The 26,125-nt window shown below is 60.5% G+C and carries 30 protein-coding genes; 16 read left to right on the top strand and 14 right to left on the bottom strand.

The features are described 5' to 3' along the window. Nucleotides 1-49: 49 nt before the first annotated feature. The gene (locus tag JET17_RS12135) at nucleotides 50-595 is read left to right on the top strand and encodes a cupin domain-containing protein (RefSeq protein WP_012314247.1); all 546 of its coding nucleotides are present in this window, start codon (nucleotides 50-52) and stop codon (nucleotides 593-595) included. Between the two features lie 57 nt (nucleotides 596-652). Here the strand turns inward: JET17_RS12135 and JET17_RS12130 are convergent, their stop codons facing one another. Further along, complete coding sequence (locus JET17_RS12130) at nucleotides 653-1,246, bottom strand: 2-hydroxychromene-2-carboxylate isomerase (protein WP_012314246.1); 594 nt, start codon at nucleotides 1,244-1,246, stop codon at nucleotides 653-655. Between the two features lie 27 nt (nucleotides 1,247-1,273). Continuing rightward, nucleotides 1,274-2,005, bottom strand: coding sequence for an SDR family oxidoreductase (locus tag JET17_RS12125; protein WP_012314245.1), 732 nt, complete (start codon nucleotides 2,003-2,005; stop codon nucleotides 1,274-1,276). 88 nt (nucleotides 2,006-2,093) lie between these two features. Here JET17_RS12125 and JET17_RS12120 point away from each other — a divergent pair, with 88 nt between their 5' ends. Then, a complete protein-coding gene (locus tag JET17_RS12120) occupies nucleotides 2,094-2,657 on the top strand; it encodes a TetR/AcrR family transcriptional regulator (protein ID WP_012314244.1) in 564 nt (187 codons plus the stop codon). Beyond that, nucleotides 2,644-3,237 (top strand): DUF4157 domain-containing protein, encoded by a 594-nt coding sequence (locus JET17_RS12115; protein WP_012314243.1) that lies wholly within the window; start codon nucleotides 2,644-2,646, stop codon nucleotides 3,235-3,237. Before JET17_RS12120 ends, JET17_RS12115 begins: the two co-directional genes overlap by 14 nt. A 56-nt stretch (nucleotides 3,238-3,293) precedes the next feature. Here JET17_RS12115 and JET17_RS12110 read toward each other — a convergent pair whose 3' ends face one another. Further along, on the bottom strand, nucleotides 3,294-4,286 hold the full coding sequence (locus tag JET17_RS12110) for a bile acid:sodium symporter family protein (RefSeq protein WP_012314242.1): 993 nt from the start codon (nucleotides 4,284-4,286) through the stop codon (nucleotides 3,294-3,296). A 118-nt stretch (nucleotides 4,287-4,404) separates the two neighbouring features. Between JET17_RS12110 and ampC the strand changes: the two genes are divergently transcribed. Together ampC and JET17_RS12100 are read left to right on the top strand one after the other, a co-directional pair. Continuing rightward, on the top strand, nucleotides 4,405-5,544 hold the full coding sequence (gene ampC / locus JET17_RS12105; RefSeq protein WP_012314241.1) for a class C beta-lactamase: 1,140 nt from the start codon (nucleotides 4,405-4,407) through the stop codon (nucleotides 5,542-5,544). 298 nt (nucleotides 5,545-5,842) lie between these two features. Beyond that, entirely contained in the window at nucleotides 5,843-6,175 is a 333-nt protein-coding gene (locus JET17_RS12100; RefSeq protein ID WP_012314240.1) for a hypothetical protein, read from the top strand. A 57-nt stretch (nucleotides 6,176-6,232) separates the two neighbouring features. On the opposite strand, the gene JET17_RS12095 is transcribed toward JET17_RS12100, so the two are convergent. From JET17_RS12095 to JET17_RS12080, 4 genes are all read right to left on the bottom strand, one after another. Then, entirely contained in the window at nucleotides 6,233-6,532 is a 300-nt protein-coding gene (locus JET17_RS12095; protein WP_012314239.1) for a hypothetical protein, read from the bottom strand. 142 nt (nucleotides 6,533-6,674) lie between these two features. Then, the gene (locus JET17_RS12090) at nucleotides 6,675-6,863 is read right to left on the bottom strand and encodes a hypothetical protein (RefSeq protein WP_012314238.1); all 189 of its coding nucleotides are present in this window, start codon (nucleotides 6,861-6,863) and stop codon (nucleotides 6,675-6,677) included. A 142-nt stretch (nucleotides 6,864-7,005) separates the two neighbouring features. Then, on the bottom strand, nucleotides 7,006-7,326 hold the full coding sequence (locus JET17_RS12085) for a YbjQ family protein (RefSeq protein ID WP_012314237.1): 321 nt from the start codon (nucleotides 7,324-7,326) through the stop codon (nucleotides 7,006-7,008). Nucleotides 7,327-7,421: 95 nt separating this feature from the next. Next, nucleotides 7,422-8,309 (bottom strand): O-acetylserine/cysteine exporter, encoded by an 888-nt coding sequence (locus tag JET17_RS12080; RefSeq protein WP_012314236.1) that lies wholly within the window; start codon nucleotides 8,307-8,309, stop codon nucleotides 7,422-7,424. Between the two features lie 243 nt (nucleotides 8,310-8,552). On the opposite strand from JET17_RS12080, the gene JET17_RS12075 reads away from it, so the two are divergent. Continuing rightward, on the top strand, nucleotides 8,553-9,608 hold the full coding sequence (locus JET17_RS12075; protein ID WP_012314235.1) for a GlxA family transcriptional regulator: 1,056 nt from the start codon (nucleotides 8,553-8,555) through the stop codon (nucleotides 9,606-9,608). 82 nt (nucleotides 9,609-9,690) lie between these two features. Then, nucleotides 9,691-10,896: an NAD(P)/FAD-dependent oxidoreductase gene (locus JET17_RS12070; protein ID WP_012314234.1), complete on the top strand. Its 1,206-nt coding sequence runs from the start codon at nucleotides 9,691-9,693 to the stop codon at nucleotides 10,894-10,896. A gap of 57 nt (nucleotides 10,897-10,953) precedes the next feature. Here JET17_RS12070 and JET17_RS12065 read toward each other — a convergent pair whose 3' ends face one another. After that, nucleotides 10,954-11,856 (bottom strand): LysR family transcriptional regulator, encoded by a 903-nt coding sequence (locus JET17_RS12065; RefSeq protein WP_012314233.1) that lies wholly within the window; start codon nucleotides 11,854-11,856, stop codon nucleotides 10,954-10,956. A 122-nt stretch (nucleotides 11,857-11,978) separates the two neighbouring features. Between JET17_RS12065 and JET17_RS12060 the strand changes: the two genes are divergently transcribed. Beyond that, nucleotides 11,979-13,043, top strand: coding sequence for an AbrB family transcriptional regulator (locus JET17_RS12060; RefSeq protein WP_012314232.1), 1,065 nt, complete (start codon nucleotides 11,979-11,981; stop codon nucleotides 13,041-13,043). A gap of 29 nt (nucleotides 13,044-13,072) precedes the next feature. Here the strand turns inward: JET17_RS12060 and JET17_RS12055 are convergent, their stop codons facing one another. Then, the gene (locus JET17_RS12055) at nucleotides 13,073-13,552 is read right to left on the bottom strand and encodes a VOC family protein (protein ID WP_042111416.1); all 480 of its coding nucleotides are present in this window, start codon (nucleotides 13,550-13,552) and stop codon (nucleotides 13,073-13,075) included. 241 nt (nucleotides 13,553-13,793) lie between these two features. Between JET17_RS12055 and JET17_RS12050 the strand changes: the two genes are divergently transcribed. Then, nucleotides 13,794-15,011 carry a hypothetical protein gene (locus tag JET17_RS12050; protein ID WP_012314230.1) on the top strand — a complete coding sequence of 406 codons (1,218 nt, stop codon included), beginning with the start codon at nucleotides 13,794-13,796 and terminating at the stop codon, nucleotides 15,009-15,011. Nucleotides 15,012-15,268: 257 nt separating this feature from the next. Next, nucleotides 15,269-15,919, top strand: a complete 651-nt coding sequence (locus JET17_RS12045) for a TIGR04211 family SH3 domain-containing protein (RefSeq protein WP_042111414.1) — start codon at nucleotides 15,269-15,271, stop codon at nucleotides 15,917-15,919. 127 nt (nucleotides 15,920-16,046) lie between these two features. Here the strand turns inward: JET17_RS12045 and JET17_RS12040 are convergent, their stop codons facing one another. Both JET17_RS12040 and JET17_RS12035 read right to left on the bottom strand, forming a co-directional pair. After that, nucleotides 16,047-16,310, bottom strand: coding sequence for a hypothetical protein (locus JET17_RS12040; protein ID WP_012314228.1), 264 nt, complete (start codon nucleotides 16,308-16,310; stop codon nucleotides 16,047-16,049). Nucleotides 16,311-16,403: 93 nt separating this feature from the next. Continuing rightward, a complete protein-coding gene (locus JET17_RS12035; protein WP_012314227.1) occupies nucleotides 16,404-17,324 on the bottom strand; it encodes a LysR family transcriptional regulator in 921 nt (306 codons plus the stop codon). A gap of 124 nt (nucleotides 17,325-17,448) precedes the next feature. On the opposite strand from JET17_RS12035, the gene JET17_RS12030 reads away from it, so the two are divergent. Both JET17_RS12030 and JET17_RS12025 read left to right on the top strand, forming a co-directional pair. Then, nucleotides 17,449-18,183, top strand: a complete 735-nt coding sequence (locus JET17_RS12030; protein WP_012314226.1) for an SDR family NAD(P)-dependent oxidoreductase — start codon at nucleotides 17,449-17,451, stop codon at nucleotides 18,181-18,183. Nucleotides 18,184-18,201: 18 nt separating this feature from the next. Then, on the top strand, nucleotides 18,202-18,408 hold the full coding sequence (locus tag JET17_RS12025) for a tautomerase family protein (protein ID WP_012314225.1): 207 nt from the start codon (nucleotides 18,202-18,204) through the stop codon (nucleotides 18,406-18,408). 40 nt (nucleotides 18,409-18,448) lie between these two features. Here the strand turns inward: JET17_RS12025 and JET17_RS12020 are convergent, their stop codons facing one another. Further along, nucleotides 18,449-19,330 carry a LysR family transcriptional regulator gene (locus tag JET17_RS12020; RefSeq protein ID WP_012314224.1) on the bottom strand — a complete coding sequence of 294 codons (882 nt, stop codon included), beginning with the start codon at nucleotides 19,328-19,330 and terminating at the stop codon, nucleotides 18,449-18,451. Between the two features lie 124 nt (nucleotides 19,331-19,454). Between JET17_RS12020 and argC the strand changes: the two genes are divergently transcribed. Beyond that, nucleotides 19,455-20,396: an N-acetyl-gamma-glutamyl-phosphate reductase gene (gene argC / locus JET17_RS12015; RefSeq protein ID WP_012314223.1), complete on the top strand. Its 942-nt coding sequence runs from the start codon at nucleotides 19,455-19,457 to the stop codon at nucleotides 20,394-20,396. A 79-nt stretch (nucleotides 20,397-20,475) separates the two neighbouring features. Beyond that, nucleotides 20,476-21,162 (top strand): GNAT family N-acetyltransferase, encoded by a 687-nt coding sequence (locus tag JET17_RS12010; protein ID WP_012314222.1) that lies wholly within the window; start codon nucleotides 20,476-20,478, stop codon nucleotides 21,160-21,162. A 49-nt stretch (nucleotides 21,163-21,211) separates the two neighbouring features. Here the strand turns inward: JET17_RS12010 and JET17_RS12005 are convergent, their stop codons facing one another. Beyond that, nucleotides 21,212-21,751, bottom strand: coding sequence for an RrF2 family transcriptional regulator (locus tag JET17_RS12005; protein ID WP_012314221.1), 540 nt, complete (start codon nucleotides 21,749-21,751; stop codon nucleotides 21,212-21,214). A gap of 835 nt (nucleotides 21,752-22,586) precedes the next feature. On the opposite strand from JET17_RS12005, the gene JET17_RS12000 reads away from it, so the two are divergent. Then, nucleotides 22,587-23,141: a hypothetical protein gene (locus JET17_RS12000; protein WP_012314220.1), complete on the top strand. Its 555-nt coding sequence runs from the start codon at nucleotides 22,587-22,589 to the stop codon at nucleotides 23,139-23,141. A gap of 58 nt (nucleotides 23,142-23,199) precedes the next feature. On the opposite strand, the gene JET17_RS11995 is transcribed toward JET17_RS12000, so the two are convergent. After that, on the bottom strand, nucleotides 23,200-24,246 hold the full coding sequence (locus tag JET17_RS11995) for a hypothetical protein (RefSeq protein WP_146018910.1): 1,047 nt from the start codon (nucleotides 24,244-24,246) through the stop codon (nucleotides 23,200-23,202). Between the two features lie 202 nt (nucleotides 24,247-24,448). On the opposite strand from JET17_RS11995, the gene JET17_RS11990 reads away from it, so the two are divergent. Continuing rightward, the gene (locus JET17_RS11990; protein WP_012314219.1) at nucleotides 24,449-25,366 is read left to right on the top strand and encodes a hypothetical protein; all 918 of its coding nucleotides are present in this window, start codon (nucleotides 24,449-24,451) and stop codon (nucleotides 25,364-25,366) included. The last annotated feature ends 759 nt before the right edge of the window (nucleotides 25,367-26,125 follow it).

Below are 26,125 nucleotides of genomic sequence, written 5' to 3'. Positions count from 1 at the left end.
GTGTTTTAATGCGCCCATTATTTTAAACACCTCTGATTACAAGGCGGCTATGGACACGGGGACACGACTCAAACTGGTGCGTGAACGCAACAACCTTTCCCAACGCGAACTGGCCCGCCGCAGCGGGCTGACCAACTCGACCATTTCGCAAATCGAGCAAAACCGCGTCAGCCCATCGGTAAGCTCCCTGAAAAAACTGCTCGAAGGCATCCCGATGACCCTGGCAGAGTTCTTCAGCTTCGACGAGCCGGTACGGGAAGAGCGCTTCGTGTTCCGCGCCTCCGAGCAGCCCGACCTGGGCCGCAATGGCCTGCGCATGTTGCTGGTCGGTGCCAGCGTAGAGGCACGGCAGATGCGCATGCTGCGTGAACTGTATGCACCGGGTGCCGATTCGGGTGAACCGATCGTGCACGCCGAGGGCGAGGAATGCGGGCTGGTCACACGGGGCACCGTGGAACTGTGGGTCGATGGCCAGGTCAGCGTTCTCAACTCCGGCGACGGTTATTACATCCCCACCACCCTGCCGCACAGCTTCAAGAACATTGGTCAGGACGAGGCGGAGATCATCAGCGCCAACACGCCGGCCAACTTCTGATCCAAGGCCCAATGGGCCTGGCTGTTCGCGGGCAACACCGCGAACAGCCCGCTGCGCTCAAAGCTTCAGTGCATCCGCCACGAAATCCAGACGATCCTGACCAAAGTACATCTGCCCATCGACAAAACAGGTCGGCGCACCAAACACCCCGCGTTCCACAGCCTCTTCTGTCGCCTGTTTCAATGCCACCTTCACCTCTGCGTCGCCAGTCAGCAACTGAAATTCAGCGGCGGTAAAACCGTTTTCAGCGAGCACCTGCTCCAATACGGCGGCATCACCAAGATTGCGCCGTTGTGCCCATAACCCGTTGAACAGCGCCGCCAACAAGGCTTCGAAGCGTTCCGGCGTGCGCAACTGCGTGCCTACCAGGCCACGCATCAAGGCCAAGGTGTTGATGGGAAAGCCAGGCGGCAGCCCGAACGGCACGCCATAGCGCGCGGCAAACCGCCCCAGGTCTGTGAACATGTAGCGCCCCTTGGCGGGGATCATCACTGGCGACGCATTGCCTGTGGCCTGAAACACACCGCCAAGCAACATCGGCCGATAACGCAACGTTGCGCCATGGCGGACGCACAGTGCCGGCAGCTGGGTCCAGGCCAGATAACTGGCGGGGCTACCCAGGTCGAAAAAGAACTCCACAGTCTTGCTCATGCAACGCACTCCTTGAGGGGGCAGGGCTTACCAGCGCTCCATCCACGGGCGCAGGTCGAGTTCGAAGGTCCAGGCGTCGCGTGGTTGTGCGTGCAGGAACCAGTAGCTGTCGGCAATGTGCGCCGGATCCAGAATGCCGTCCTGATCCTTGAGGGCGTAGCGTTCGGGGAAACTGTCACGGATGAATGCGGTGTCGATGGCGCCATCCACCACCACATGGGCAACGTGGATATTACGCGGCCCCAACTCACGCGCCATGCTTTGCGCCAAAGCCCGCAGGCCATGTTTGGCTCCGGCGAAGGCCGCAAACCCGGCTGCGCCACGGGTGCCCGCGGTGGCACCGGTAAACAGGATTGTGCCGCGCTCACGCACGACCATGCGCCGCGCCACCGCCTGGGCGGTGAGAAAGCCTGCGAAACAGGCCATTTCCCAGATCTTGAAGTACTTGCGCGGAGTTTCCTCAAGGATGCTACAGGGGACATTGGCGCCAATATTGAAAACGAAGGCTTCGATCGGCCCGATATCGCGCTCGATGGTTTCGACAAGCTCGGCGACTTCATCTTCCTTGCGTGCATCGGAGGCGAAACCGTGTGCCTGGCCGCCGGCAGCACGGATCTCTTCCACCAAGGGTTGCAGTTTGTCGACCTGACGCCGTGTGACGCAGGCGATGTACCCCTCGCGGGAAAAGCGCTTGGCGATTTCACCGCCAGTGGCATCTCCCGCACCGATCACCAGCACCACTTTTTTTTGTTCTATCATGCGCGCCTCAATTGATGAACGATCGTTTAGTAAACGAACGCTATGTTACGATCCCCGGCAACGTCAAGCCCGCCCGTGAGGTTTTCAGGTGCGCTACTCAACTGAACACAAGCAACAAACCCGTGACAAACTGCTAGCCAGCAGCGGCGCACTGGCCAAGCGCGGCGGTTTTGCCAGCACCGGCGTGGCCGGGCTGATGAAAGCCATCGGCCTGACCGGTGGCGCCTTCTACAACCACTTCCCGTCCAAGGACGACCTGTTTACCGAAGTGGTCCGTCAGGAGCTTTGCAACAGCCCGCTGGCACGCCTGGCCAATCAGGGCGCCAGCCGCGAACGCCTGGCGCGCTGCCTGCAGCAGTACCTGAGCCTGGCGCATCTGCACAATGCCGAGGGCGGCTGCCCGTTGCCGCCACTGGGGGTGGAAATCGCCCGCGCCGAACCGCCGGTGCGTGAAGAAGCCGAACACTGGCTGGTGAAACTGCACGCTGCGTGGAGCCAGACGCTGGAGGATGAAGCCTTGGCCTGGGTGCTGATCAGCCAGTGTGTCGGGGCGCTGGTGGTCGGGCGCATGCTGGCCAGCGAGTCGGTTCAAACCCAACTTCTGCAGGCCAATCGAAGTAGCGTCGAAAGGGCTCTGAATGAGAGCTGCTAGCCTGCTGTGTGCAATGTTGCTGAGCACTGCGGCCTCTGCCGAGCAGGCCTGCCCACCGGGGCAGTATCAGGTCTGCCTGATGGGTTGCTTCTGCGCGCCGATCGACCTTGGCCAGGCCGGCCAGGTGCTAAAGGACGTCGAGGTCATGGCCTCCAGCAGCCTGGCCTTCGCCTTGCGCCAAGCCCGCGATGAAGCTACCGCCAACGGCAGTGAACCGATCCCCTTGCACATACGGGCCCAGCTCGAGGGCTGGTATGACTTTGCCGTGCTCGATGCAGCGCGCTTTCGGGTTGGCGACGAGCAGCAGATCAGCGCCGCCAATGCCCTGCTGCAGAATCCGGATGTGAATGCGGTGACGCTGATCGACACGATCATCTTCCGCCATGCCAGTGATGCAGAGGACAACGTGGCACTGTGGGCGCATGAGCTCAAGCATGTGCAGCAGTACCAGGAACTGGGGGTAGAGGAATTCGCCCGTCGCTATACGCGCAATTACGAGGCGCTGGAAGAGCCCGCCTACGAGGTCGAGGCCGAGGTGGGCAAAGCCTTGCGCCAGCGCAGTTCGGGGCAGGCTCGTTAGTGTTTACCGGCCTGCTCGCGGCCAGACCCGCGCGCAGGCCGGTAAAGTGATGTCCATCAGGAGGAAGCAGTAGCCCCCTCACCCTCCTCCATCCGGCTGGCATACCGCTGCGCCAGCACCGCACACACCATCAACTGGATCTGATGGAACAGCATCAGCGGCAAGATCATGGCCCCGATGCCACTGCCCACGAACAGCACTTGCGCCATTGGCACGCCCGTAGCCAGGCTCTTCTTGGAGCCTGCAAACAGGATGGTGATGCGGTCTTCAAGGCTGAACCCCAATGCCTTGCCCAGCAGACGCGTACCGAGCAGCACCACCGCCAGCAAAATCCCACACACCGCGAACAACCCCGCCAGATGCTGCGCCGATACCGTGTGCCACAAGCCCGTCACTACCGCCTCGCTGAACGCGGTGTAGACCACCAGCAGGATCGAACTCTGATCAACCAGTTTGAGCCAGCGCGCATTGCGCTTGACCCATGCGCCGATCCAGCGGCGAGCGATCTGCCCGGCGACGAAGGGCACCAACAGCTGCAGGGTAATTTTCAACACTGCATCCAGCCCCGAACCGGTATCCCCCCCAGCCCCCAACAGCAACATCACCAGCAGCGGCGTCAGGAAAATCCCGATCAGGCTGGAGGCCGCTGCACTGCAGATGGCTGCCGGCACGTTGCCGCGGGCCAGCGACGTGAAGGCAATGGCCGACTGCACGGTGGCCGGCAAAGCGCAGAGGTAGAGGACGCCCAGATACAACTCGTTGCCCACCAGCGGCACGAACAGTGGCTTGAAAGCCAGGCCGAGCAACGGGAACAGCACGAAGGTGCAGGAGAACACCAGCAAGTGCAGACGCCAGTGCCCGGCACCGGCGATTATCGCCTCGCGCGACAGTTTGGCACCGTGAAGGAAGAACAGCAGACCGATGGCCAGGTTGGTCAACCAACCGAAATACACCGCGCCATCGCCCGAGCAGGGCAGCACAGTGGCGATCAGCACCACCCCGAGCAGGGCCAAGGTGAAGTTGTCGAACAGCATGCGCAAATACTTCATAACAGTTTCCGTCTTGTCGTTGTGCAAGAACAGACGATATGGTTCTGGGCTTTTTCCCGCTAACGCCGGAACCCCCACCGGTATCGCTCAACGGACACAAACTGAAAAGGATCTTTGTATGCACTTCGCTTCCCTCACTGCCGCTACCGCACTGGCCTTGATCGCCACCAGTGCAAACGCAGCCGATCCACTGCAGGCGCAGGTGGACGACATCATCCGCCCACTGATGCATGACCAGGACATCGCCGGCATGGCCGTGGGCCTGTACGTAAACGGCAAGGCGCACTACTTCAGCTACGGCGTGGCCAGCAAGACCGACAACAGCCCTGTCACCGCCGATACGCTGTTCGAGATCGGCTCATTGAGCAAGACCTACACCGCTACCCTTGCCGCACTGGCCAGCGCCGAAGGCAAGCTCGATCTCGACGCACCGGCCCAACGCTACCAGCCAGCCCTTGCCGGCACATCGTTGGGTAAGACCAGTGTGCTCGAACTGGGGGCGTACAGCGCCGACTGCCTGCCACTGCAGTTCCCTGACTCTGTCCAGACGGACGAGCAAGCCCTGGAATTTTTCAGAACCTGGAAGCCCCGTGCCGAACACGGCACCCAGCGCTGCTATTCCAATCCCAGCCTGGGACTGTTCGGCGACTTGGCGGCACGCGCGCAGCAGCAGCCATTCGCTGAACTGATGACCAAAAGCCTGTTGCCGCAAATGGGCCTGAAACACACCTACCTGCAAGTACCTGCCAGCGCGCAGGGCCTCTATGCCCAAGGGTATGACGCGCAGAACCGGCCGGTGCACGTCAGCCCGGGCCCGTATGCCGATGAGGCCTACGGAATCAAGACCAGCGCCAGCGACCTGCTGCGCTACGTGCGCCTGCACATGCAGCCAGCCGAGCTATCGCCTGCGTTGAGAAAGGCGGCCGCCATCACCCAGGCGGGCTATTTCCAGGTCGGCGCAATGATCCAAGGTCTGGGATGGGAGCGCTACCCCTACCCCGCAGCGCTCGATACGCTGGTCGATGGCAACAGCTCGCGGATCGTTCGCGAACCTCAAGCCACCCAGCGTCTGAACCCGACACGCCCCGCCCTGCCCCAGGCCTGGTACAACAAGACCGGCGCCACAAGCGGCTTTGGTGCCTATGCCGCGTTCATTCCTGCTGAAGGCAAGGCCATCGTTCTTCTCGCAAACCGCAATTATCCCAACGAAGAGCGCGTGCGTGCAGCCTACCGGATCCTCTCCAGTATCGACCGCTGAAAGGCACTCCGAGCAGGATTGTCCGACAAGATGTAGTGGCAAAAAATATTCACTACAAAACGGTTGACGCCATTCATCGCGCTTGGGCATGATGAAGCTGTCTCCCCGATCGGGAGCGGTGGCAAGGGTGTTCCAGATGGTCTGCGCGGTAACGCAGGCCGTCCGTGGAGAGGGAACTGTCCAAAAGGCAGCGTGAGAAAGCCCCTGTTGCGATGCTGCTGTAGCAGCCTTGGTAGTGCGCTACATGCTGTAGCGCCAACTGTGAAAATCACCAACAAAAACGGGTAATGGGGGCTTTATGATGAACTTGAACAACAATCCCACAATTGACCAACTGGCCCAGCTGTTTGCCATGCGCAAGGACAGCCTCGACGACCATCTGCTGTGGGTCAGCCAAACCGGCGAAGTGCGCCTCGACCGCCTTCCGCCGAACACCATCGAAGATGAATTTGAAGAGCACCTGCCCAGCATGCGTGCCCGCTTCAAGGTCTACCGCCGAGGCCAAGGCTACGTCGGCAAGAAGGCCGCCGCCGACACCGAGTTCGTTGGCCGCGTGCTGCAGACCCTGCAACAAGAATGGCCCGCCGCCCGTGAGCGGCAGGCAGTCAAGGTGATCGAGCCGCTCAACTGACCCTTCATTGGGCTGCCACACCACTTCCTGAGCCCGGCCCGAACAGGCCGGGCTTTTTCATGCCTGGCGACGCTGTCGCTGCGGCAATGCCAATGCGCCGGTCGCCAGCGCCCTGGCCCGCTCAACGCCCCATACCATGGCTCGTGTCATGGTCTCACCAGGCCGTGCCGGGTAGTACTCTTCAAGCAACGCTTTGCCGTCCAGGCCGTATAGCCCGAGGAACAGTTGCGTGGCGCCCAGCCGTGACAGGCGCACCTGGACATCGATGGTGGTGCCATCGCTCAGTGCTTCATCGTGGCTGCGGCAGTGCAATTGCGCATCGGCCCACTGCCAGTAAGTCTCTTCCCTGACCCGCATGCAAACATCACTCCTTTCCTGAGATCCCGGGCAGAAGACCACAGTTGCATCGATTCGGCGAGCACAACCCAGCGTTACCATGAGCAAGATCAAACAAGGAACTAAAAAACCCCGCAACTGGTGCGGGGTTATGTGAACGGGGTCACTTTCTCGGCGCAACCCTCGGCGTGAAGCGGCCCTTTTTGCTGCGTTGCAGATGTGCCGGTTGCAGCTGCTCCGAATCATCCAGCGTCATGTGGGCAAAGCCCAGGCGAAACGCTGCCTGACCGCAGCGCACCTGGCTGTTGATGGGGAACGCATCATTCATGTCTTCGAAAAAGGACTCACTCATGCCCCGTCTCCATTTCAGTGGCGACCGCGCCGGCAAGTAAAGGGTTTTGCCTGGAAAAACGCAGCCTGTGAAAGTGAGACTAGCCGGTCATTTACGGACCGCTCGGGCAAAACACCCGGAGCCGACCAATGGCACAATGCCTTTATTTAAGGCGCACAGCGGTGCCCGTGGCGAACACTACAACCATGCCGCCTTGCACCGAGGGCATGCTGATTTCGAAATCCACACCCACTACTGCATCGGCTTGCAACTGCCGTGCCCGTGCTTTCAATTCTTCGGTCGCCTGCTCGCGGGCGAGGCGTAGTGCGCCTTCCAGCGTCTGGGAACGGCCGCCGAAGAAGTCGCGAAATCGTGCAAAGAAATCGCGCACGAAGTTGATGCCTTGCACCGATTCGGAGCTGACTACGCCAAGGTACTCAGCAATCGGCCGGCCTTCGAGTTGGCTGGTGGTGGATATGATCATGGGGGCTCCGGTGGCGTGACAAAAGAGCCCGAGTCTAACAAAGCATCGGCCCTTCGGGTTTACCCGGGAGAGGGCCGAACGGCTCTACACAATCGTTATTGAGCGCTCGCAGCCCGTAACCGCTGCCCAAGCTTGGGTCCGAACACATTGACCAGCAACCCTAGCATCACCAACAGCGCCCCCCACCCCTGCACCGCCGTAAGCCGCTCCCCCAGCAACCAGGCGGAAGAACTCAAGCCAATCACCGGCACCAGCAACGAGAACGGCGCGACCTTACCCGCCGGGTGCCGCGACAGCAGCGTGCTCCACAAGCTGTAGCCGAGCATGGTGGCTACGAACGCCAGGTAGATCAGCGCCAGCACCGAGCTCCAGCTGATATTGGCCAACGCATGGCCGATACGCTCGGGCCCTTCCAGCCACCAAGACAGGGCCAAAAATGGCAGCGGCGGGATCAGCCCGCCCCATATCACCAGCGCAACCAGGTCGACCGAGCCAAACCGCCGCGTGATGATGTTGCCCATGCCCCACATCGCACCTGCGCACAAAGTTAGCAGCAGGGCCACCATCGGCACGTGGCCACTGTCCTCGCTGCCGATCAGCGCCAGCCCGCTGGCTGCCACCAGCAAACCCAGCAGGCTCGCCAGGCGCAAGCGCTCCCCGAGAAAAAGCGCGGCAAACCCGAGGGTGAAGAAAGCCTGTGATTGCAACACCAGTGACGCCAGGCCTGGCGGCATGCCGCTGTACATGGCCTGGAAGAGGAAGGCGAACTGCCCCAGGGAAATCGTGGCGCCATAGGCGATCAGCCAGCGCCACGGCAGTTTCGGCCGCTTGACCAGCAAGATAGCCGGGAACGCAACCAGCAGAAAGCGCAATGCCCCCAACAACATCGGAGGCAGGCCATCAAGGCCTACCTTGATGACCACGAAATTGACTCCCCAGGCGACGATCACCACCAGAGCAATCAGCAGGTCCTTGAGCGGCATTGCAGCTTCCTTCTTCAGGCGTTCTAGACATATTTCGTTACAGCATAAAGCCATTTGCGCATGCTGGACCGGCACAGTTAGGCTTCGGCCTTGCGCAACAGTACAGATAATCTGGATCGCGCCTGGGCATTCACCCAGACTCAAACTCCCTGTAACGTTGCACAGCGCGACCAGTGCATGCCCTGTGGGCCGTTTCGGTGACCCAGCGGTCAAGCGCCACTTTCGTTTCAATCAGGCCACACCATGACCGATATCGCAGGGCAACTTGACCCTCCCCTGTTACCCGTCGACCAGCCTCGGGTAGTGGTTTTCGTTGCCTACCCCGCCATGGGCCTGCTCGACCTCAGCGGCGCGCAAACCGTGTTCTGGGCAGCCACCAAGGCCATGGCCGAGCGCGGTCTGCCCGGCTACCGCCTACATACCGCCAGCCTCGACGGTGGCCTCCAGCCAACCGCCGAAGGCCTGGTGGTGGCCACCGAGCGCCTGGATGACGCCATGGCCCAGGCCGTCGACACACTGATCGTACCCGGCGCGCCGGACATCATCCGTAGCCTTCCCCAGCACGGCCCACTGGTGGCCTGGCTGCGCCGCGCCAGCCTGCACGCCAGGCGTACGGCGTCTGTCTGCAGCGGCACTTTCCTGCTGGCCAGCGCCGGCCTGCTCGACGGCCGGCGCGCTGCCACCCACTGGGCCATGTGCGAGGCGTTGCGCCGTGACTTCCCGGCCGTGCAGGTGGACCACGAATCGATCTTCGTTCAGCAAGGCACCGTGTGGACCTCGGCGGGTGTGAGTGCAGGGATCGACCTGGCCCTGGCGCTGGTCGAAATGGACTGCGGCCGCGACGTCGCGATGCAGGTGGCGCGCGAACTGGTGGTGTTTCTCAAGCGCCCGGGCGGCCAGGCGCAGTTCAGCGAATTGCTCAAGCTGCAAGGCCAGCAGAGCGCGGAGTTCGAAGCCCTGCACCTGTGGCTCAATGAGCACTTGGGCGACCCACGCCTGAGCGTCGAGCGCCTGGCCGAACAGGCGCATATGAGCCTGCGCAATTTCACCCGGGTGTACAAACTGAAGACCGGCCGCACACCGGCCAAGGCGATCGAGGTGTTCCGCCTGGAAGCGGCCCGGCGCCAGCTGGAAAACACCGATAGCCACATCGAGCAGGTCGCCCGCCTGTGCGGCTTCGGTAGCGAAGAACGCATGCGCCTGGCCTTCCAACGCCACCTGGCTGTCACCCCGCGCGACTACCGTGCACGCTTCGCCCGCAGCGTGCCGCTGGCCGAAATTCAGGGTTCTTTGGCCTAGGGCCCGCGCTTCGTCGCCCGTAGCATCGTTGATCGCATACAAGGGCTACCTTGTTCTATCCGGACCTTCCAGGAGCACAACGATGAAAAACATCCTGATCATTGGCGCAGGTTTCGCCGGCCTGTGGAGCGCCCTGAGCGCTGTCCGCCAACTGGACCTGCATGGCCGTACGGATATCGAGGTGACGCTGCTCGCGCCTCAGCCCGAATTGCATGTGCGCCCACGGTTCTACGAGCCCGACGTACACACCATGGCTGCACCGTTGCAGGCGTTGTTCGAGGCGGTGAGTGTGCGTTTCGTGCAGGGCACGGCGTTCCACATCGACGAAGCCGGCAAGCGTGTGAGCTACCGCACCCAAAGCGGCACCGAGTGCAGCCTGCCCTACGACCGACTGATCATGGCCTGTGGCAGCGTTCTCAACCGCCCGGACATGGTCGGTATCGAACATGTCTTCGATGTCGACAAGATCGACAGTGCCGCACGCCTTGAGGCCCACCTCAAGTCCTTGGCCAACCTGCCCGACACCCCTGCCCGCAATACAGTGGTGGTGGCGGGCGGCGGCTTCACCGGCATCGAGACCGCGACCGAATTGCCATCGCGCTTGCGCAAGATCCTCGGCGAGCAGGCACGGCTGCGCGTGGTGGTGGTCGACCGCGGCGTGAAAATCGGTGCAGCCCTGGGCGAGGGCATTCGCCCCTCTATCGAACAGGCCTGCGCGTCACTGGGTATCGAATGGATCTGCGCGGCCACCGTGGCTGCGGTCGACCCCGAAGGCGTACTGCTGGACAACGGCCAGCGCATCGAGGCCAGTACAGTGATCTGGACCGTGGGTTTCAAGGCCAACCCGTTGACCGAACAGATCAGCGGCGACCGCGACCGTCAAGGCCGCCTGCATGTGGATGGCAACCTCAAGGTCAAGGGCAACGATGCTGTGTATGCGGCCGGTGACGTGGCCTACGCAGCCTGCGATGACGCGGGCAACTACGCGGTGATGTCCTGCCAGCATGCCATCCCGCTCGGGCGTTACGCAGGCAACAACGCTGTGGCCGAACTGATTGGGGTGGCGCCAATGCCCTACAGCCAGCCCAAGTACGTAACCTGCCTCGACCTGGGTGCCTGGGGCGCGGTGTACACAGAAGGCTGGGAGCGCACGGTCTCGCCGCCCACTGACAAGGCCGAAGCCAAGGTGCTGAAGTCGCAGATCAACTCGATCTGGATCTATCCGCCGGCAGCCGAGGACCGCCAGGCCGCACTGGCGGCGGCGGACCCGACCATTCCAGTGGCCTGACCCCGCACACAGGGCCCACGTTTGATAGCCCGGCAAAGCCGGTGCCGTGCAAGCGACTCAATCCCGCTCGAAGAAGCTTGGGCCCTTTTCCTTCAGCAGCGCCACCATCACTCCGGCTGCCGGCGACAGGTAGGCGTCGGTGCGCACCGACACCGCGACTGTCCGGCGCATGGTGGTTTGCTGCAGCGGCACCTCGCGCAACCACGACATCCCTAACCCGTGCTCCAGCGTTTCCCGTGCGACAAAGCTGAGCAGTTGCGTGCGGGCGATCAGCCGTGGCAACAGTGAAATCGCGTTGGTTTCGACTTGCACTTGCGGCGCCGGCAACTGGTGGCTGATGAATAGATTATCGATCCAGCGCCGCGCTGTAACGGTCGGCCCTGCCAGCACCCACCGGTACTGGCAGAGATCCTTCAGCTCGATGGGCCCGCAGAACACCGGATGCTCGGCGCTGGCCACCACGATCGCCTCATCCTCAAGGATGGCATGCGTGGTGAATTGCGGGTCATCGGCAAGCTGCGGCGAAATGATCACATCCAGGCGCCCCGCCCGCAGCGATTCCTTGAGTACATCGTCCTGCGCGATGGACAGCTTCAGGGTTACCTCAGGCGCCCGTTCGAGCAAGGCGGCAGTCAGGTGAGGCAGCAAGTGGTCGGCCATGCTCGCCGCGCAGCCCAGGCGAATGTTACCCACCAGCCCATTGGCAAAATCACGCACCTCTCGCTCGGTTTCGGCGATGTTCAGTTGCAGCTGCCTGCCACGCGCTACCAATAGCTGGCCGACATCAGTGAGTTTGATGCGGCGGCCGTCGCGCTGAAATAACCGGGCGCCCAGCGACTCTTCAAGCCGTTGAATGCTCTTGGTCAGGGCCGGCTGGCTGCGGTTGAGCTTTTCTGCGGCTCGGCCCAGATGGCCGAGTTCGGCGATGGTTTCGAAGTAGGTGAGATCGCGCAGGTCCATGATTCATGAATTTCAGTTATGGATTCATCAAAAGTAGAAAATAGACTTGATCGATTACGCAGTCGATAATTTTCTGCGCTGGCGCTGCCAGCCCGCGTTGTCGCTACGCAAGGAGTATCCCGGTGCAGACTGCCCTCTCAGGCTCTTCCAGAACCCCCATCCTGTGGCTAGCCCTGCTGACCTGCGCCGGAGCCTCCGGCCAGCTGCTGCATGCCATGGCTGTACCGGCCGGCTTGTTCCTCGGCCCCATGCTGGTAGCCATTGCGTTTGGCGTATCCGGAGCACGCTTGAGCATGCACCGCCAGGTATTCCGGTTCGGCCAAGGCTGTGTTGGCCTGCTGGTTGCGCACTCGGTGACCTGGGCTGTAATGGTCTCAATGGCGCAGTCCTGGCACCTGATGCTGCTGGCCACCTTCATTACCGTTGCCCTGAGCGCCCTGGTCGGGCTCGGTACCGTGCGCTTCGGTGGCATACCTGGCAGCACGGCTGCGTGGGGTACCGCGCCGGGCGCGGCCTCGGCCATGGTATCGATGGCCGAGGAAAACGGCGCTGACGCCCGGGTGGTGGCGACCATGCAGTATGTGCGGGTGGTGTGCGTGGTGATGATCGGTGCACTGGTCAGCCACCTGCTGGGCGCTACGCAGGGCAACGGCGCCGCGGCCAGTTCACCGGCGGTGCTGCAAAGCCCGCACCTGTTCGACGCGGTGCTCAGCGTTGGCGTGGTGCTGATCGGTGTGCTGGTGGGTAGCCGCATGCCGGCCGGCGCCCTGCTGATGCCGCTTTTGCTCGGCGGTGCGCTGCAACTGAGCGGCGTGCTGACGATCACCCTGCCCGAACCACTGCTGGCCTTCGCCTACGGCGCCATCGGTTGCTACATAGGCCTGCGCTTTGACCGGCAGACCGTGCGCTATGTCTGGAAGCGCTTGCCGACGATGATCGCCGGCGCCATGGCCTTGATCATCCTGTGTGCCGCCTGTGCCTGGGTACTGGCAATCGCCATGGACACCGACTTTTTGTCGATGTACCTGGCCACCAGCCCCGGCGGGCTGGATGCCATGGCGATTATCGCAGTCGAAACCCACGCCGATGTCGGGCTGGTGCTGGCGATGCAGACCTTGCGCCTGTTTGGCGTGATTATTACCGGCGCCTTCTGTGCACGGCAGATCATTCGGTTGACACAGGCATGACCTGCCTCATGCGCGCCCTGCGCTGACGGTCAGCCGCGCAACGCCGCCTCGATTGCGGCCACATCGATCTTGCCCATGTCCAGCATCGCCTCGAACGCCCGCTTTGCCGCCGCCCGGTCCGGGTTGCCGATGGCTTCGATCAGGATCCTTGGGCAGATCTGCCAGGATATTCCCCACTTGTCCTTGCACCAGCCGCAGACGCTTTCCTGTCCACCATTGCTGACGATGGCGTGCCACAGTCGGTCGGTCTCGGCCTGGTCCTCAGTGCTGACCTGAAACGAAAATGCCTCTGAGTGGCTGAACGCCTTGCCGCCATTGAGCCCCACGCAAGGGATGCCCATTACGGTGAATTCGACCGTGATCACATCACCCGCCTTGCCCGAGGGGTAATCACTCGGTGCCTGGTGTACCGCGATCACCTCGCTGTCGGGAAAAGTGCTGGCGTAGAAGTTCGCAGCGTCTTGCGCGTCGTGATCGAACCACAGGCAAATCGTGTTCTTGGCAGTCATGGCATAGCTCCAGGGACAGGCCGGGAACATTCAGTCTAGCCCCTGGGCACTGCACGAGGATCGGCAGGGCGCACGCTTGATCGCAGTGCGTCAAGCGCAGTGATTGCCGATGCCTGGCCAAATCAGAAAAGCCCTACACGCAATGGAGAATTATCTAGCCTTTGCACGCTTCACTTATCCATCCGGCAAGCACGATCATCTCCACAGCGGGCTATTACGGACTTTTCAGGGAGATTCAGGTTTGTCGGACTTCCAAGCAAAGCTGCAGCACCTTACCGCTGAACAGGTCGAGGCGCTGTACAGCGAATACATCAGCGGTGAAAAGATTGCACACCTGCTCAAGCGCTACGCCATCGACGTGGCACCCAGCAGTCTGATCAAGGCCTTTCCCCCCCTGCCCTGCGCCGCCCTTCGGTGCCCCTACTGCAAAACCAGCCTGTACGAGCGGCGCAAAAGCCGCACGGCTGCCAGCTGCCACGAAAACATGGCGTTCTGTAAAACCTGCGAGCATCGCCATTACTTCCCCGGGCGTCGGCAGTGGCACCGTGTTTGCGCGTGTCAACCGTGCCTGGCGGCGCGTCAGCAGGCCAGGCTGGAGCTGCAAGCGCTACAGCGCCAACGCATAAGGGAACACTGGTCACTGGCCAGACGCCAGCCGATCCCCCTGCGCAGCCTTTCGATAACCCGCAAGCTGCAACTGTTGGCCCTGCTGGAGGTGCGGATGGACAAACAACACGACCGGCTGCTGCCGGCGGAGCATCCCACTGGTGGTCAATGGGTCAGCCCTTCCAAGGCCATGGATGCAAGTCTGCTGCAGGCTTTGCAAGAGGACCTGATCCTGCTGGTCGACCCTGATTCTCCGCCGGCATGTTTCAGCAATGACCTAACGCCCAGGGCATGGCGTGACAAAGTGTACTGGGTAGTCAATGTAAGCCTGCACGGCCACCAACGTGCAAGCCTGATGCTACTGCATCGCGCGCTGCTTGAACTGCTGGGCGCAGGCCCCCGGCCCGAGTGGCGCGAACAGCTCAGAGAGGCAATCACAACCCTGGCGATTGAAGAGGTGTGTGCCTGCATCGCTTCGCGCTGCGCAGCGCATGGCCTGCCCTTCGAAGCCAGGGAAAAGGCCGCGCGGGTTGCCGCGCACCTGCTCGGCAGGCTGCCAGTAGCGTCTGCCTTGTCGCTTGTCGACGGCGCGGTGCACGGTGCGCTTGCCTACATAGCACGCAGCCATGTCACGCCGCTTCATGCCAGCAGCACCATTCCCGCCAACATGCTGGCGGCAGCTGAACGGGCCGTGAGCGAGCAGTGGCAGTTCAGCCCGTGCAGCTACGCAAGCGACGCAGCGCGCAGCCGCTACAGCCACGCGCTATTCGATGTACTGCTCAAACAGGAGGATCACGGCCTGCGGCGCAGGATTGCCGAATACATCGAGCAGCTTCCCTGTCGTGGCGCATAAAGGCAGTAACTGCGAGGTTCTCTCCAGGCGCTTGACGATCCCGCGTACGGGCCGCTTCCAACACGCAAAGCGGCCTGTACGCCGGAGCGCTCTAGCCCACCTTTTGCAACATCCTGCAGACAATTCCCGCACCCAGCAGTGAACCTGCATACAAAAATGAGGTCTTTCGCTGACGGTCAATTCACCGACCGGTTCGCCGGCCAGCTAACGTTCAAACGTCAACGGGCCTATTTTTCCTGATGCAGCGAAGACCCAACATGCCTGAATCCCGCCCAGCCTCCCTCGCCCTCCCTGCCCTGCGCGGCAGCCTGATCGCCGCCCTGGTGGCTCTCGCCGCCCCCGTGCATGCCCAAGAGCCGGCCAGCGATGCGCGCTGGGTCAGCGACAGCCTGAGCACCTATGTACGCAGCGGCCCTACCGACGGCCACCGCATCGTCGGCACACTCAAATCCGGACAGAAGCTGACCCTGATCGGCAGCCAGGGTAATTACAGCCAGGTGCGCGGGCAGAACGGTGACCTGGTGTGGATCCTCTCCAGCGACCTGCAATCGGTCCCCGGCCAAGGGGAGCGCTTGCCTGAACTTGACGCGCAAGTGGCGCAGTTGTCCGGGCAGCTGAAAACCATCGATGACAGCTGGAAGAACCGCGTACAGGGCATGCAGGAAACCCTCGACTCGCGCAAAAAGCTGGTCGACGAACTGCAAGCACGCAACCAGGCATTGAACGAACAGCTTGATCAGGCCCAGTCGAACCTGCGCGATGCTCAGGCGCGCCTGGGCGATGAGAACAAACAGGTAATGATGCGCTACATGGTCTACGGCGGCAGCATTGCCGGCGCGGGCCTGCTGGCGGGGCTGATCCTGCCGGCGCTGACCCGCGGTCGCAAGAAGAACGACCGCTGGTTCTGAGGCTTATCCGGCCCAGTACCAACCTGATCGCCGGCGAGCAGGCTCCCACAGATACCTCATCGGTCAATGTTTCAGCAAGGATCCTGTGGGCGGGCTCGGCGGCGATCAGGGCAGAACTGGATGGCCGCTATTTGTTGCGGGCCTTGTTGTAGATGGTCTTGGCCTGGTCGGCGGAGGACTGGCATTTGGTCATGTCACCCGCCTCCCGAGCATCTTTGGCATTTTGCATATGCACCTTGAAGTCATGGGCCATGCCACCGTGCATTGCCTGACCACTGGCCTTGTGCATGTCTTCCAGTTCCTTGATCTTCGCATCGCAATTGCTGGCGGGGTCGGCATGGGCGGCAAAACTCAGCACAGAAGCAATTACCAGCAGTGTCATGGATTTCATGGAGCGGTCTCCTCGGAAATCGGAAAGGTCATCGAGAGGCATTGGCTCGACGCAGCAAATAGCATAGTCGGCCAAGCGCGCTGACGCTTGGGCTCAGCCTTGCGGTCGCACTCCCTCGGCAAACAGGAAATCGATGAATAGCCGCACCCTCAACGGCATGTGCCGAGCCTGAGGATAGATCAGCATGAAGGGCTGCGAGGTACCGCCGTATGCCGTCAGGACCTCCACCAACTCGCCGCTGTCCAGCGCGTCCTGCACGGTAAAACGGTAGGCCTGCATCAGCCCGCCACCATGGCGCACCAAGGTCGCGGTGGCGAGGAAGTCGCCCAGACAAGTGAAGCCCCCTTGCGTCTCGAGTTCCAGCTCACGGCCCTCACGACGAAAACGCCAAGGCGGCCGGCGGCCGGTACTGGCCAGCTCGAACTGAATGCATTCATGCCCGGCCAAGTCCTCCGGCACATGCGGCGTACCCATCCGCGCCAAATAGGCGGGAGTTGCCACCACCACTAGTTCGGCGTTCTCCAGCCGCCGTACCACCAGCCGCGAGTCAGCAGGCTCACGGCCGCGGATGGCGAGATCAAAGTGCTCCTCGGCAAAGTCGACGTTGCGGTTGCTGACGTGCACGTCAACCTGCACCTGCGGGTAGCGTTGCCGAAAATGCGGCAGCAGCGGCAACAGGCGGTAGTGGGCATAGGGCGTGGGCGCACTGATGCGCAAGCGGCCACTGGGCATGGCCTGCCCACCACTGACCTGGCGCTCAGCCTCGACCAGTTGTCCGAGGGCTTGGCGACACTGCAGGTAATACGCCTGCCCCGCCTCGGAAAGACGCATCAGCCGGGTGGTACGCACGAACAGGCGCACCCCCAGACGCTCTTCCAGGCGCGCCACGCTGCGGCTTACCGCAGCCGGTGTGACCCCCGCCTCGGTGGCGGCGGCGGTGAAGCTGCTACGTTCGGCCGCCAGACAGAACAGCTCCAGGCTGCCCAGTTGCAGATCATCGAAATGGCGGGTCATGACGGCTCGATTAATTACACAGTGTATGAATTGAAATGCCTTGCAGCGTATTTTTCAAGCACGCGTTACAGCCTAAGGTGACCTCCACAACGAGCCACAGGCTCACTTTCTGGAGAACGCAAGCATGACTCAGCCAAGAACCGTCATTGTCACAGGGGCCTCCAGCGGTCTGGGCTTCGCCCTCACCAAGGCTTTCCTGGAACGGGGTGACAATGTGATCGGCAACGCCCGCAGCCAGGCACGCCTGGACCAGGCCGCCGCCCGCCTCGGCCACCCCCGACACTTGCTCGGCGTGGCAGGTGACATTGCACAGGCTGATACCGCCCGGCGGCTGATTGCCGCAGCCGTAGACACCTTCGGCGGCGTCGACATACTGATCAACAACGCCGGTATATTTATCCCCAAACCGTTTACCGATTACACCGAGGCCGATGTCGACACTCTGGTCGGCACCAATCTCAAGGGCTTCTTCTACCCAGCCCAGGCGGCGGCGCGGGTTATGGCCGAGCAAGGCCATGGGCATATCATCGCCATTACCGCATCCATCGCCCTACAGCCAGATACCCGGGTGCCGGCGCTGCTACCGGTGCTGGTCAAGGGCGGGCTCAACCAAGCTGTCAAAGGCCTGGCTCTCGAGCTGGCAGCCAGTGGGGTGCAGGTTAACGCGGTGGCACCGGGAATCATTGATACGCCACTGCACAGCGGCAATGTTGAGGGCCTGGGTGCGCTGTCGCCGAGCGGCCGGACCGGCTCGCCTCAAGACGTGGTGGACGCCGTTTTATACCTGACCGACTCACGCTTCGTCAGCGGCGTCATTCTTCCGGTGGACGGCGGCAGCACCGCCGGTACCTGGCACTGAGCAAAGGAGCGACCAGCCATGCCTTATATCCATATTCGCGTAACCGACGAAGGGGTCAGCGCGGAGCACAAACGTCAGTTGATTGAGGGCACCACCCGTTTGCTGGAGCAAGTCCTGGGCAAGCCGCCAGCCAGTACATTCGTCGTGATCGAAGAAGTGCCGACGGATAATTGGGGCGTGGGCGGGGAGACCGTGACGGCGGTGAGACGACAAGCACACAGGTGACCCCCTGGGGCGGGCTGTGTGGCTCATTCACCACAGCCACTCACTGCCGCAACCGCTCCAATGCCTCCAGCACGAACCTCGTCGCCCGCTCGGTCTCGCCTTCCCGGCAGGCAATCCCCAGTTGCCGCCACAACCCAGGGCGCAGCGGCCGGCGCGCAATGCGCCGGTCCAGTTCGGCCATCTCGCCTTCCTGGGGCAGCAAGGTAGCGCCATAACCGGCACCCACCAGGCTCTTGATCGCGTCGTTGTAGTTCAACTCGATCCGCGGCTCAGGATACAACCCGGCGGCAGCGAACCACTCTGCGGTCACCCGCGACAGCTGGGTGCTGCTGTCATTGAGAATCAGCGCTCGCTGCCCAAGCCAGGCCGGGGAGACCCTGGCCGGTGGCTGCCAGTCGGCCGGCACGTAGGCCAGGATCGGGTCGCGCCGCCAGGCGGTGACCTTGATGCCCTTGCCCGCCACCTGCGGCAAAGCCACCAGGCCGATATCCAGGGCGCCTTCGCGCAGCCGCACCAGAGAAGCCTGGGAGGTCAGCACCTGCACCTGTACATCGATGCCTGGATGTGCAACCCGCAGGTGCTCCAATGCCTGGGGCAACAGGTGGGCGATGGCGCCGGTCGAGGCGCCCAGGCGTACCCGACCGGTCAAGCCTTCGACCTGGCGCCGCACTTCATCCAAGGCAAGGTCGGCATCGGCCAACAGCCGGCGGGCACGTAAGAGCAGGGTTTCGCCTATAGCGGTGGGGCGCACCTGGTTACGGTTACGGGTCAACAGCGGCGCACCGACCTTCGCTTCGAGCTCGGCCACGTGCAGGCTGATGGTCGGCGGTGCCAGGTTGAGCTGGCGCGCGGCCTCGGCGAATGACCCCAGATCGGTAATGACCACAAGGGTGCGGAGGCGATCGAGGCTGATTTCGCGCATGGGGTGGGCCGGCTCAGGGTGACTTTCGTTCAGGAAATATGAACGTCTGCATCATGATATTCAAATTTTGTTTACCACGATGACAAGCGAGCATAGGCCATCTTTCTTTTGAACGGACCCGACCATGCGCCACCCCATTGTCTTCATCGACGGCGACCAAGGCACCACCGGCCTACAGATCCATGCCCGCCTGCAAGGACGCACTGATTTGCAACTGCTGACCCTGCCCGACGCCGAACGCAAGGACCCGCAACGGCGCAGCGACGCCATCAACAGCGCTGACATCGCCCTGCTCTGCCTGCCCGACGACGCGGCGCGCGAGGCCGTGTCGGCCATCCGCAACCCAAAGGTGCGGGTGATCGATGCGAGCTCCGCGCATCGCACCACCCCCGGCTGGGTCTACGGCCTGCCTGAACTGGCCCCGCGGCAGGCCGAGCACATTGCCTTGGCCAAGCGGGTCAGCAACCCCGGTTGCTACCCCACTGGCGCCATCGCCCTGCTGCGCCCGCTGGTGCAAGCTGGCCTGTTACCCGCCGACTACCCGCTGAGCATCCATGCCATCTCCGGCTATTCCGGCGGTGGCCGTGCGGCGGTCGAACGCCATGAGCAGCCCGGGGCACAGCAGGCGCCCACGTTGCAGATGTACGGCCTGGAGCTGGCGCACAAGCATGTACCGGAAATCCAGCTGCATGCCGGCCTGGCAGCCCGGCCGATGTTCATGCCTGGTTATGCGGCCTATCGTCAGGGCATCGTCCTGAGCATCCCGCTGCAATTGCGCCTGCTGCCAGGCCAGATCCGCGCCGAGCAATTGCAGGCATGCCTTGAACGGCACTACCAGGGCGCACGCCACGTGATGGTCTCCCCACTGCACCAGCAGGGGGCGGCCTCGCCGCTGGATCCTGAGGCATTGAACGACAGCAACGACCTGCGCCTGGCCCTGTACGCCAACCCCGAACACGGCCAGGTACTGCTCACGGCAGTATTCGACAACCTGGGCAAGGGCGCCTCGGGTGCGGCGGTGCAAAACCTCGAGCTGATGGTCGCAGCACTGCAGGCCCAAGGCTGACAGGCAAAAAAGGGGTAGACTGTGTGTCCCGCATCAACCGGTGCGGGGCGATCCAACAGCCGCCGGAGCCCGTCCACCGATGTTCATTCTGAGCCGCCTCGACAGCGTGCCGCCCGAATCTTTCCAGAACCAGATCCGTGAGCTGGTGATCCACCATGTCGGCGAACTGAGCAGCGTCGCCATTCGTGCCGACAATCCGTTGTACCCGCTGTACCAGTACGGCGTCGGTATGGAAGTGCATCAGTACCTGCAGGCCATGGACGGTACGCGCGGCCTGGCCGTGGAGCTGACCCTGGCACTGGACGCCGAAGCGCCAGACCAGATGCTCGGTTTCGCCCTGACGTTACCGGCCCAGGACAATGCCCAAGCCTGTGCTCTGGCCTTTCTCGCCGTGACGCCTGGGCATCGCCGTCAAGGTATCGGCCGCGCATTGCTGGCCGATGTGCAGGCGCGCTTTGCCAGCGTCGAACTGAACGCCTTTGCCAACCAGGTGCCATGGTTCGAAGCGAGGGGCATGCAAGTGGTGGCCGGCAGTGGGCCGCAAGTGCTGATGAGCAGCACCGGCCAGGCCAGCGGCGCACTCATCGGACGACTGGATATCGCGCCAATCTACCAGGCCACTGAAGTGCACCAGATTCACACCTACCTGCTCAATCAGCAGGGTGAAGATGCGATGATCGAAGCCGAGCAGCAGCGCGATGAGTGGCTGGATGAGCTGACGGCGCAGGCCCGCGCATGTGTGAGGCAACGCAAGACGGTGCATTGAGCTCAGGGCCTCATCGCCCCCCGCGATCAGGCCTGAACAAGCACTTGAGCTAGACCTGACTCACCGGAATATCTCCCCCACCTTTGCCCTCGCGCCGCTCCCCTATCCAGTCACTGACCTGCTGGCCGAACTCCGCCGGTGCCTTGCGCCCAAAGCGCCGTGCCAGGTCGAGGATAGTCTGCTGCGCCAGGGCCTCTTCCATCCGCTTCTGCGCCCCCAGCATCACTGCATGAATCGCACAGGTGCCCTCGGTGGCCCAACCCGGCGGTGAGCCTTCGAACAGCGTGCAACGCTCGCGGATCTCGCGGCAGTCGAAGATCTTCTTCGGCCCGTCAATAGCATTGACGATGTCCAGCACGGTGATCTCGTCCGACGGCCGTGCCAGTCGAAAGCCCCCTCGCACGCCTTCGGTCGCTGCCACCAGTTTGGCCCGGGCCAGTTTGGTGAATACCTTGGCCAGGTATTCCTGCGGCACCCCCTGTAACTGCGCCAGGTCGCGAACGCTGGACTCGCGGGTATCACCGCGCTCGTCAACCAGGTACAGCAGGCAATGGATGCCGTATTCAACGCCAGCACTGTAGAGCGACATATAAATCTCCGACCAATCTTGTCGCCAAGATTACGCTGATCGGCGTGCGATGGCAAAGCCAGGCCCCACTTGTCACGAAACATTGACACGATGTCAGGATGACTTGACACGAATGATGAGCCTGCATTCAACCGCACTCAAGCGGGTAATTTTTCGTCAATTATTATTTACGAAAAAGGTGTTCTTTAGGTTTAAACAGGAGCAGCCCTAGCTGAGTTACCATGCACTACAAGCGAATGGCTAACGACTGACCATCAGCAAAAACTGTTCCTTTTCAGTCTGTCACATCTCGGCCGAGCTTAAAACTCCGGCCCCAAAGAAGTGCAGAAGACATGCGTCACAGCAACCCAAGGACAGCCCAGAACTCTTATTATTATGCCAACGCATTGGTATGCGTGACGTATGAGAGCGGAATGCTCAGGCGGTGTCTAGATGGCCGGAGTGCCATGCTATAGACGCCATTGATCGTTTGATGACCTACGCCAAAATAACGGCTCCGCCGATATCGATCGCTCCTAGTTACGCTAGGAATGACTTATCGTGGCCCTAAGCTATCATCCAGGTATTGAGTATCCTCATCACCGATTATTAGGGGACGTGTATGCGCTTAGGTTTAGGCCCTGCAACTGTGCTATCGATTAGCTTGCTCACAGGTTGTGTTAACCCCTACCCCCTCCCCGTCAATGAACCAACAGAGAATGACTCCGTTCTCCAGCCTCAAACCGGCGTGGGGGGCGGTGGAAAGACTAGGCCTGCACGTACACAGCGAGAAGCAAACCCAGAACGACTAGGTGCACTCGCCGCGGCCTTAAAGAAACCAGAGACTCAACACGACTTGAAGCTCAACCTGATGATCTACCGCGATCATTATTTCAAGGTCCATAACGACCTTGTCACCGCGAATAACGCTGCCAAGGACACGGCCGTGGCTGGTGGGATCATCGGTGTTATCGGAGGTTTAACTAAATCAGCCTCGACCGTTTACACCGGGAGTGCCATTGCGGCCGGCTCTTCCATCTACGGCCAGCGCTATGATTTTACGATTCAGGCATTGAACTACCGTAAAGCCAGTATCGCCATGGACTGCATGCTGGGTGTTGTCGCTCCCCTCCCAGATGTAACCCCTCTCTCCAATCCGGGCATAACAACAGCGTCTGAAAATATCGAAGAAGTTCGCCGAAAGCTGTATCAGGCTCAGTCTACTGTGGTTCTGAAGGACCCAGACTTGAAACAATTAAAAGAAGCTCTGAGAGCTGAGATGGATGCCAATACAAAATTCGATATATATATAAAAAATGGAGCTGCTGCAAAAGCTGCAAGCGCGAACCTTGCGCAAGAAGAAGAAACCTTGGTTCTTGCTCGGCTCGATTCGTGCACCAAGCAGTTCTAATTCAACTAAGCAGTGCTTGTGATCACTTTTGAACGGATTTAATCACAAGCACTTAAATTCACCTTGGAAGGCATGCGAGCATTTTATCAATTGCCTCTTTTGTGTAGCCAGCTTTGTCCGCCGTCGACTTTATCGACTCAGCAGAAACTGCCTCTGTTATTATTCTACCATCCATTTGAAATTTGGCATCGCCAAGAACCACGAAATCCAACTCTTCTATTATACCTGTGTAGGCTCGAATATCGCTTGGTGACTTAGCCGTATAACCAGGTCTGCATTTGTCACTAGGACGGTCCGGTCTTGATTGAAACGGTGGCCGCAATCCTAGTTCGCCAGCCCCACAACGATCTTCTAAAGCGATAGGTCCTGACTTCTGCTCTGAAATTACTCCAGTACGCAACAGCTGGTGGAGCGCTATAGAACCCTCACCGAATGCAGGACCTTTGTCCCCGATTATGGCGTACGTGCTTCTGTAACCCGTACCACCTATCCAAACAACCTTTCCAAGCAGATCAGTCCTTGGCGTAACGGCGATCGGGAGTGTTTCAGAATCCAAATGCTGAACAACCCCCTCAATAGTATGCCTACTAGATGTTGTAGAAACATAAGATCTGACTTGCTTGCCGGTAACAGTATCTAGCATACCGCCCAATTTTGGTTTCCCCTTACCGTTCCCAATTACAAGTCGTCCGTCACCGCATGACACAAGTCCACGGCCTGGTTCCAACGGCTCGACCTCCATCGCGAAGACGCAGAACTCGGTGGTGCCAGTTTCGAAGCCTTTCGATTCAGCTTTTCTAAACTCTTTTGAGCACGGTATGTCGCACTCATGGCGCTTACCATTCCGCCAGGCAGATAGACCATTCGCAATATAGGTGAATCCGTGATCACCAACTGTGTACGAACCAGGACCACCATCTGGGTTTACAGATAACCGTGCTCTCACAGCTATTGATCCGTCTTGAAAGAAACGAGCCTTTAAATCGATTTTCTTCTTATCTAATTTTCCTACTATCGCCCCCGGCACTCCACAGTCGTCTGCAAAGATTGACATTGAAGCACCTAATAGTAACAACACACTAGCTATCTTCGAGTGGACTCTCATGTACATTCACCTAGGACGCTTGAACAATGATTAATTCGAGGGAACGCTATAGCTCTCAGTGCAGACGCATTCCGGCCCCGCGTCAAGGAGGATCAAATTTAATTCCATAATAAGGCATATCGCGAATTTGCCTCCGAGCTCATTGGACGGCGCACAGAGGCTAATCTAAGCTGATCCAACCAATCAGCCCGGTGGACCCAACATGAATAAAGCGCTGTTCCTGCTGATAATGCTCTCAATGGGTGTGTCAGCAGCTGATATCGAGGATGTGCTCAAGGGGCGTGGCGTGTGGTGGAAAAGCCCTGCAAATTACTCAGACGCGTTGATCCAAAAGCTCGAAGACATTGGTGTCCGCCGTGTCCACATCATGCTGACGAAGGACCCTGCAGAAGCAACTAAATGTCCGCCCCATATCCCTGCCTCCAAAGCCGAGAGACCAATACCTCTTGCCACGTTGGACCAAGTAGAGAAGCTGGTGAAAGCTCTTCGAGCTAAGCAGATGCATGTCATAGCGACTGTGTACTTGCCACCAACGAAGGTCGCCATTGATGACCTTCTCGATTCAAGCTCAGACCTAGTGCCCGCCTTGGTTACCGGTGGCATCGATGCAGTTGAGCTTGATCTTGAGGGCAAGTGGAGGCGTAACGCAGTTTGCGGCTACAAAACCCATGCCGAGGCATTTCAAGACCTGAAGGATAGGGTGAAGGCTCTGAAGCCAGGTGTATCAGTGGGCATTACAACCCATGGGGGCCACATTGGAGCTAAAGAGATTCCGCTGTCGGCGGCCGACTTTGTCTCTATGCAGGCCTACAGCAAGTGCCAAGAAGACTGCAAACCTTTCGATGACAGCAGGACAGGCCCGGGTAACAGGCAGCATTACATAGCAGGAATAATGAAGGGTATCAGAGGCCCCATTTTGCTCGGTCTTGCAGCCTACGGACAGCAATGGAGTAGATACACTTGGGACGAGGCGATGGGGAAAGCCCTATCTGCTACCGAGGAAATAATGGCCAATGATCCACGTGTGATAGGGTATTCCTACTGGTCATCAACATCTTTTGACGGATCCGGGACCGAGAACAAACCGTACCAGTTTCTGCTGAAACACCAACCGAAGTAGATCAGGCGCCGGCGCTCTCTACTACCGGACCTGACGGGCGCACGCGGTCGAGTGGTGGCCGAGCTGCCTCACGGCTTTCAAACGCCTACTAAAGGATATTCTGCGGCTGGAGGCATATATTCGCCGACACCATCCCCCGACTTCGCACGGACTCGAGAGCATTGACTTTTAGGCTGTACAGCGATGCGCAGTTTCACCGCTGAAGGCAGCATTGACCCGGAGCATGCAAGGAGCCGGTGCCGGCACATTGCCTTGCGCAGCAGCAAAATGATGAACAACTCCTTCTACCAGGATTTGACGGGTAAGCCAAGGCTGTTTATTAATACAGTATTTCCGAAGAATTGCATCGTGATCATCAACACCCTTCGCCAAATCTCACAATCTGAGCTCCCAGGGCTACTCTGTGTCCTATCGGGTAGAGCATCCGCCGGCTTCCCAAGCCAAGCAGCTGATCTTTACGAGCCACCAATTCTTGTGGAACCGCGTGAGCCGCACGTATGGCGGACCGAAGCTGAAGGCGACAGTATGTCCCCTGCCGGGATACTCACTGAGTGCCACAAGTAGCGAGAATAGGTTAGCGAGCTACTATTACTAACTGTGACCAGTTTGATCCGTACTCCCCCATCGAGAATGCTTAGCTAGGGTTGTTCCGTTCTTGGGTGTTATTTCAACTTGAAGTAATTGTGCTGACTTTGCCGACACTAGAGCCCGCCCCACTTGGGACAGGGCGTACACAGCAACATACTTGAGGGCACTCCC

It is taken from the genome of Pseudomonas putida (assembly GCF_016406145.1).
In the GTDB taxonomy this organism is placed as follows: domain Bacteria; phylum Pseudomonadota; class Gammaproteobacteria; order Pseudomonadales; family Pseudomonadaceae; genus Aquipseudomonas; species Aquipseudomonas putida_E.
Note: the sequence above shows the minus strand (reverse complement) of the source record. Positions and strands in the feature narration are given on the sequence as shown.

Bases quoted from the DNA above. Each gene is read 5' to 3' on its own strand.
- JET17_RS12130 (WP_012314246.1), bottom strand. From the start codon at position 1,246: ATGAGCAAGACTGTGGAGTTCTTTTTCGACCTGGGTAGCCCCGCCAGT.
- JET17_RS12095 (WP_012314239.1), bottom strand. From the start codon at position 6,532: ATGCGGGTCAGGGAAGAGACTTACTGGCAGTGGGCCGATGCGCAATTG.
- JET17_RS12035 (WP_012314227.1), bottom strand. From the start codon at position 17,324: ATGACCCGCCATTTCGATGATCTGCAACTGGGCAGCCTGGAGCTGTTC.
- ampC (WP_012314241.1), top strand. From the start codon at position 4,405: ATGCACTTCGCTTCCCTCACTGCCGCTACCGCACTGGCCTTGATCGCC.
- JET17_RS12070 (WP_012314234.1), top strand. From the start codon at position 9,691: ATGAAAAACATCCTGATCATTGGCGCAGGTTTCGCCGGCCTGTGGAGC.
- JET17_RS12030 (WP_012314226.1), top strand. From the start codon at position 17,449: ATGACTCAGCCAAGAACCGTCATTGTCACAGGGGCCTCCAGCGGTCTG.
- JET17_RS12100 (WP_012314240.1), top strand. From the start codon at position 5,843: ATGATGAACTTGAACAACAATCCCACAATTGACCAACTGGCCCAGCTG.
- JET17_RS12115 (WP_012314243.1), top strand. From the start codon at position 2,644: ATGAGAGCTGCTAGCCTGCTGTGTGCAATGTTGCTGAGCACTGCGGCC.
- JET17_RS11990 (WP_012314219.1), top strand. From the start codon at position 24,449: ATGAATAAAGCGCTGTTCCTGCTGATAATGCTCTCAATGGGTGTGTCA.
- JET17_RS12075 (WP_012314235.1), top strand. From the start codon at position 8,553: ATGACCGATATCGCAGGGCAACTTGACCCTCCCCTGTTACCCGTCGAC.
- JET17_RS12065 (WP_012314233.1), bottom strand. From the start codon at position 11,856: ATGGACCTGCGCGATCTCACCTACTTCGAAACCATCGCCGAACTCGGC.
- JET17_RS12045 (WP_042111414.1), top strand. From the start codon at position 15,269: ATGCCTGAATCCCGCCCAGCCTCCCTCGCCCTCCCTGCCCTGCGCGGC.
- JET17_RS12040 (WP_012314228.1), bottom strand. From the start codon at position 16,310: ATGAAATCCATGACACTGCTGGTAATTGCTTCTGTGCTGAGTTTTGCC.
- JET17_RS12010 (WP_012314222.1), top strand. From the start codon at position 20,476: ATGTTCATTCTGAGCCGCCTCGACAGCGTGCCGCCCGAATCTTTCCAG.
- JET17_RS12005 (WP_012314221.1), bottom strand. From the start codon at position 21,751: ATGTCGCTCTACAGTGCTGGCGTTGAATACGGCATCCATTGCCTGCTG.
- JET17_RS12020 (WP_012314224.1), bottom strand. From the start codon at position 19,330: ATGCGCGAAATCAGCCTCGATCGCCTCCGCACCCTTGTGGTCATTACC.
- JET17_RS12135 (WP_012314247.1), top strand. From the start codon at position 50: ATGGACACGGGGACACGACTCAAACTGGTGCGTGAACGCAACAACCTT.
- JET17_RS12055 (WP_042111416.1), bottom strand. From the start codon at position 13,552: ATGACTGCCAAGAACACGATTTGCCTGTGGTTCGATCACGACGCGCAA.
- JET17_RS12125 (WP_012314245.1), bottom strand. From the start codon at position 2,005: ATGATAGAACAAAAAAAAGTGGTGCTGGTGATCGGTGCGGGAGATGCC.
- JET17_RS11995 (WP_146018910.1), bottom strand. From the start codon at position 24,246: ATGAGAGTCCACTCGAAGATAGCTAGTGTGTTGTTACTATTAGGTGCT.
- JET17_RS12085 (WP_012314237.1), bottom strand. From the start codon at position 7,326: ATGATCATATCCACCACCAGCCAACTCGAAGGCCGGCCGATTGCTGAG.
- argC (WP_012314223.1), top strand. From the start codon at position 19,455: ATGCGCCACCCCATTGTCTTCATCGACGGCGACCAAGGCACCACCGGC.
- JET17_RS12110 (WP_012314242.1), bottom strand. From the start codon at position 4,286: ATGAAGTATTTGCGCATGCTGTTCGACAACTTCACCTTGGCCCTGCTC.
- JET17_RS12090 (WP_012314238.1), bottom strand. From the start codon at position 6,863: ATGAGTGAGTCCTTTTTCGAAGACATGAATGATGCGTTCCCCATCAAC.
- JET17_RS12025 (WP_012314225.1), top strand. From the start codon at position 18,202: ATGCCTTATATCCATATTCGCGTAACCGACGAAGGGGTCAGCGCGGAG.
- JET17_RS12080 (WP_012314236.1), bottom strand. From the start codon at position 8,309: ATGCCGCTCAAGGACCTGCTGATTGCTCTGGTGGTGATCGTCGCCTGG.